The organism is bacterium (assembly GCA_035945995.1).
Lineage (GTDB): Bacteria > Sysuimicrobiota > Sysuimicrobiia > Sysuimicrobiales > Segetimicrobiaceae > DASSJF01.
Window position 1 is genome coordinate 1 of record DASYZR010000024.1, and the last position, 5,003, is coordinate 5,003.

The window sequence follows — 5,003 nt, forward strand, 5'->3', positions numbered from 1 at the left end:
TCGCCGATTCGTTCGATGCGGCACCGCCGCGGCAGGAAGCCGCGGGTGTCCAGCAGGTAGAGCAGCTCATTCAGCCACGCCACAAGGAGGGCCTCACGGTCGACGGCGGACACGGACACGTCCAGGCGCGTGTCTTCGCGCCGCCCGGCAGGGTCGACGATCAGGTCGACGAGTCCCATCGCGGCGTTCACAAACACCTCTTCGAGCGTGTCGCCTCGCGCCGCCAGCCCGATGTCCGCGGTGTGCTCGAACGTCTCAAAGGGATGCATCGTCGCCGGCCTCGAGGCGGCTTTTCGGGTTCCTCGCGATCTTTTCCCGGCGCCTGCTCTACGGCCGGCGGTTCGGCCTGGGTCGGGGCCGGTTTGAACGCGCGGCAAGTTCGGGTGTATGATGGGGTTCCAGCGGGCCCGTAGCTCAGTGGATAGAGCAGGGGACTCCTAAGCCCCTGGTCGGGGGTTCGATTCCCTCCGGGCCCGCCAATTTGCGCAGCACACGCGCTGCAATTTGCGTGCAGAATGTCTCTATCAATCCTCCTTTCCCTGTTTCCCGCGGAATTGCCAAGGGACTCTCAACTACCGTTGGCTTCTCCCGCCACATGTTTGATCGTTTTTGCGCGATCTGTGAATCATTTCACAGCCGGGTCCGGCTGCAAGTAGTAAGAAGGGCGTGAATGCGGCGCGCTGTTTGAAGGGGCAGGATTGCCGTGCGCGAATTCGGGGGGGGCGGGATGGAGTGCCTCGCACACGACGGACAGATCGTGGTTGCCGACACTCGCGACGTACAGGGTCCTTTCAACAGAAGACAGTTGTGGATTCAGGTGAAGTCATCGGAGGCTTCGGCAGCTCTCGGGTGGGCCTACGGCGGCGATCGAGATGGCAAGAGCTGCCGCTTTCGGCCGGCGACGACTGCCGCAAGATAGTCACAGACCTTGGTCGCCGGTGAACCCTCTCGAGACCACCTGCCGCGCGGCGTGGACGGCCCGGGGTCTCAGGGGCTGGAAGAATCCGCCCGTGCGAGCTTCTCTGTTTTGAGCGATGCGGAGATCAATCTAATCCGGCACGCGCTCCGAGGGGAAGTCGCGGAGTACAGTCCAAGTCCGGACCCCGCGAACTGGGACGATCCTAACAACAATCCAAAAGACGCCGGCGCATGGGTTGGGCGCACCCTAAGGTCCGACGTGATCCGGTGGATGTGCGTGAGCGCCGAGGCTCAACGCGCCGTCGACCCGCGAGGGATACGGATTTCCGCAGCGGTGATCAGCGGAAAACTCGATTTGTCGTTCGTTACTGTGCCATTTCCCCTTCGGTTTCGCAATTGCTCGTTCTCCGACCCGATCGATCTGAGCGGAGCGCGGTTATCGGACCTCAGTCTGGATGGGAGCCGCACCCACGCGATCATCGCGGATTCGGTGACAATCGCCGGGGCCATCTCGCTCGCGCGCCATTTCCACGCCTGTAGCGAGGTGCGGGCGATCGGGGCAGACATCAGAGGCAGCTTGACGTGCACCGACGCTACCTTCGACAACCCTACTGGAGACGCCTTGGTCGTCGATGGTGCGACGGTTCGTGGAGACATCATGCTCGACGACGGCTTTCGCTCCAAAGGAACCGTGCGCCTGTTGGGCGCAAGCATCGGTGGCGGCCTGTACTGTTCGAACGCAGCCTTTGAAAACGACACGGGCTGGGCGTTGAGCCTCGACGGCGCGACTGTGCACGGAGACATCTTTTTTGACGCCGGCATGAGCGCCGCGGGCGAGGTTCGCTTGCTCGGGGCCAGCGTCGGCGGTCAGCTCCTCTGCTCGGGCGGTGTCTTCAACAATCCCGACGGCGATGCGCTGAGCGCGGACGGGGCAACGGTTCGGGGCGACGTGTTCTTCGACGCGGGGTTTCGGGCCAGCGGAACAGTGCGCGTCCCCGGGGCGGATATTCGCGGCAGCCTATACTGCTCCGGCGGCGCGTTCGAAAGGCCCAAAGGGGGTGCGCTCGGTGCGCAGCGCGCCAAGGTCGGCGGCAGTGTGTTTCTCGACGAGGGTTTTCGCGCCCAAGGCGCAGTACGTCTGTCCGGGGCGTCGATCGGCGCCAATCTAGAGTGCTCCGGCGGGACCTTCGCGCATTCGACCGAGAATCCGGATGCCTTGCGTGCCGACGGAGTCACGGTAGGCGGCGATGTTCTCCTTGACAACCGCTTCTGCGCCACGGGCGTCGTGGGTCTTACCGGGGCAGAGGTAGGGGGCAATCTGACCCTCGACACGGCGAATCTTGTTCATGCCAGAATCACCGCCAACCGAACCATCGTACGGGGCAGGTTCTCCTTCTGTAACGTGACAACGCGCGGCGCGACACCCGAACAGTGCGCGAATGTCGAGTTGGTAGGAGCTTCGGCCGGCATCCTTGCCGATACCGCCTCGAGTTGGCCGTGCGCCGGACATCTTGATCTGGACGGGTTCGTGTACGAGCACATCGTTGGCTCGACGGATGCGCGAGATCGTCAGGAATGGCTGCGGCTCACCCTCACGAGATCCGGCGGCGACCGAAGGTTTCGACCGCAGCCGTACGAGCAACTGGCCAAAGTGCTCCGTGAGCAGGGGAACGAGGCGGAGGCGCGCGAGATTCTGATTGGCATGGAGCACGATCGGCAATATTCCACGCCGTCCGCGTGGAGACGAGCCGGACTTCACCTATTGGGAGCGACCGTTGGCTATGGATATCTGCCGTGGCGTGCCGTTTCGTGGCTTACCGGTCTTGTCGTCCTCGGCTTCGTTGTCTTCGGCTGGGCCTTCCAGGCGGGGATCATCGTGCCGTCCGACAAGGACGCCTATGCCGATTTTGAGAGGCTTGGGCGGACGATTCCGAACTATCAGTCTTTTTGCGCGGCAATCTACTCGCTCGACACGTCCCTGCCGTTGATTGACCTCGGTCAAAAGGGACGCTGGACGCCAAGTCTCGATGCGGCGAGCGTCTCCCCCGCGCGCAGTGACGGATTGGTATTCGACCGTTTTTGCGATGCGACGTTCCTCAAGATCCAGATACCGCGTGACTGGCGCCGGATCGCAGGGCGAGTCGTGCAGGCGTACTTGTGGGTACACCTCCTGCTGGGCTGGTTTTTTGCCACGATGTTCGTGGCCGGGGTCACCGGACTGGTGCGAAGCCGTTGAGGGCCGGACTGGGCTTTGACAACGGGCTGGCGCGCGCGGTCATCTAAGGTGCCATACACGATGGCGCCGAGACGGGGGATTGGCCATGTCAACGTTTCTTCTGATTCCGTTGAACGAGCAGGGTCCCTTCACGGATACGAGCCTCGTCCAGGCCCTGGCGGACGCCTCCGCGGCGGCGGAGCGAATCTCTGACCTGTTCTTCTTTTCCCACGGGTGGTAGACGAACGCGAACGCCGCGATGATCGATTATGATCGCTTCACAGCCGGCCTCGACCGGGCATTCGGAACGGATGCCACGACCCGTGCCCTTGCGCAGAAAGAGGTGGAGACGTTCATCTCGGCCGGACTCCATTGGCCTTCTGTGCTCACGGAGGACTCGGGTTCCCCGCTCAACTATCTCCAGGCGTCGAGCTACTACACGATGCGCGAACGGGCCGATGACGTCGGCAGCAACGGCGGCTATGCAATTCTTCGATCTACCGTTGACCCGCGGCTGACCCGAGTGCACCTGATCGGCCACAGCTTCGGCTGCCGCGTCGTCTGCTCGGCATTGTCGAAATTCATCGCCAGCCCGAACGGCGCCCAGGCCGCGCTTCCGAATATCGCGTTTAACGTCGCGCTCATTGAAGCCGCGTTCGACCAGGACAATCTGAGCGCCGGCGGACCGTACGAGGCGCTCTTGACGGATCCCCGTGTCCGTCTTTTGGTCACCATTCCGCCAAGGACTGGTCGCTGAGCTCCGCATACCCTCTGGCAAATTTGGGCAACAATATAGATGACAAATCACAGGCTTCGTGGATTCGTCCGGGGCAAGCCAGACGACAGGTTAGTCAGTGCCCGCGCTTCTTCGCCCGTTTCCTGGCCCGCAGTTTCTTGAGCCGGGCCTCTTCCTTCAGAACGGCCTCCTTCGGCACGCTCAGGACCATGCGAACGGCGCTGTCCATCCGTTCCCACGGCGTCGAGCCCGGCACCTTCGGCGGCGGCGCTGGCTTCATATCATCCCTCCCGTAATCGTCCGGACGATGTTATACTGACAGCCAACAGGACAGGCTCTCCTTGGCCGGGTCGCCTGTCCTGCGTGGGTCGTACCGGAGGGGTTGGCATTGGCAAGCCGAGCGGTCTTCAAAACCGTCGGCCTCTCACGGGGCCTTGCGGGTTCGAAACCCGCCCCCTCCGCACTGCTATGGAGTTTTCGGAGGTGGCGGCGTATCCAAGCGGACAAAGGAAGGTCGCCTGCAACGGCCTGCCCGCTCGGGCTTCGTGGGTTCCAATCCCACCGCCGCCTCCTTGTACAGCATACGGCAATGACGCGTTCAGGTGTCAAGCGTTCCGAATACCGGCAAACACGACGCACAAACAGAGGTTCGACATGGACAAGATGATGCAGCAGACCATCAGGCAACGGCTCTCGGTGCTACGCGCGGAAGAGCGGACGGCGCACGCCCACATCCGGCGCATCCAAAAAGAACGGGAGATTCTTGAGAAAACGCTCGTCGATCTCCAAGCGATGGAGAAGTCGCCGCACGACCATTCGCGCGTCGTTCCCCATCGACAGCCGGGGCATAACGCGCTGGTGATCGCGGAGATTCTGAAGGGCGCTGGGCGTCCTATGAGCGTGAGGGCTATCGCGCAGCACGCCCACGAGAGCGGCCAGATCGCGAGCGACCGCGAGGCCAAGGGCGTGTACAACATCGTGTCGACCGTTCTGAAGCGCAACAGCAAGAACGGTCACTCGACGTTCGTGAAGGTGGACCGGGGTCTATTCTACCTCCGGGTGCCGCCGAAACATTCGTCGACGGCGTCCGCTATCCCGTCTGCGGCCGCGAGTTGAACTGTGCCTCAGATTTTT

6 protein-coding genes and 2 tRNA genes are annotated in these 5,003 nt (G+C 62.7%); 6 read left to right on the forward strand and 2 right to left on the reverse strand.

Features of this window, described 5'->3' with window-relative positions:
• On the reverse strand, positions 1-269 hold a 269-nt coding region (locus tag VGZ23_02290; GenBank protein HEV2356430.1), incomplete at its 3' end, for an archease.
• A 134-nt stretch (positions 270-403) separates the two neighbouring features.
• On the opposite strand from VGZ23_02290, the gene VGZ23_02295 reads away from it, so the two are divergent.
• From VGZ23_02295 to VGZ23_02310, 4 genes are all read left to right on the forward strand, one after another.
• A tRNA-Arg gene (locus VGZ23_02295) sits at positions 404-479 on the forward strand.
• Positions 480-1,195: 716 nt separating this feature from the next.
• A complete protein-coding gene (locus VGZ23_02300; protein ID HEV2356431.1) occupies positions 1,196-3,154 on the forward strand; it encodes a hypothetical protein in 1,959 nt (652 codons plus the stop codon).
• Between the two features lie 85 nt (positions 3,155-3,239).
• Positions 3,240-3,374: a hypothetical protein gene (locus tag VGZ23_02305; protein HEV2356432.1), complete on the forward strand. Its 135-nt coding sequence runs from the start codon at positions 3,240-3,242 to the stop codon at positions 3,372-3,374.
• A gap of 18 nt (positions 3,375-3,392) precedes the next feature.
• Positions 3,393-3,890, forward strand: a complete 498-nt coding sequence (locus VGZ23_02310) for a hypothetical protein (protein ID HEV2356433.1) — start codon at positions 3,393-3,395, stop codon at positions 3,888-3,890.
• Positions 3,891-3,984: 94 nt separating this feature from the next.
• Here the strand turns inward: VGZ23_02310 and VGZ23_02315 are convergent, their stop codons facing one another.
• Complete coding sequence (locus VGZ23_02315) at positions 3,985-4,149, reverse strand: hypothetical protein (protein ID HEV2356434.1); 165 nt, start codon at positions 4,147-4,149, stop codon at positions 3,985-3,987.
• 205 nt (positions 4,150-4,354) lie between these two features.
• Here VGZ23_02315 and VGZ23_02320 point away from each other — a divergent pair.
• Both VGZ23_02320 and VGZ23_02325 read left to right on the forward strand, forming a co-directional pair.
• A tRNA-Cys gene (locus VGZ23_02320) sits at positions 4,355-4,439 on the forward strand.
• Between the two features lie 84 nt (positions 4,440-4,523).
• Complete coding sequence (locus VGZ23_02325; protein ID HEV2356435.1) at positions 4,524-4,985, forward strand: hypothetical protein; 462 nt, start codon at positions 4,524-4,526, stop codon at positions 4,983-4,985.
• Positions 4,986-5,003 lie beyond the last annotated feature (18 nt).

Excerpts from the sequence above, each read along its gene's own strand:
- VGZ23_02305 (HEV2356432.1), top strand. The coding sequence starts at position 3,240 with ATGTCAACGTTTCTTCTGATTCCGTTGAACGAGCAGGGTCCCTTCACG.
- VGZ23_02310 (HEV2356433.1), top strand. The coding sequence starts at position 3,393 with ATGATCGATTATGATCGCTTCACAGCCGGCCTCGACCGGGCATTCGGA.
- VGZ23_02315 (HEV2356434.1), bottom strand. The coding sequence starts at position 4,149 with ATGAAGCCAGCGCCGCCGCCGAAGGTGCCGGGCTCGACGCCGTGGGAA.
- VGZ23_02325 (HEV2356435.1), top strand. The coding sequence starts at position 4,524 with ATGGACAAGATGATGCAGCAGACCATCAGGCAACGGCTCTCGGTGCTA.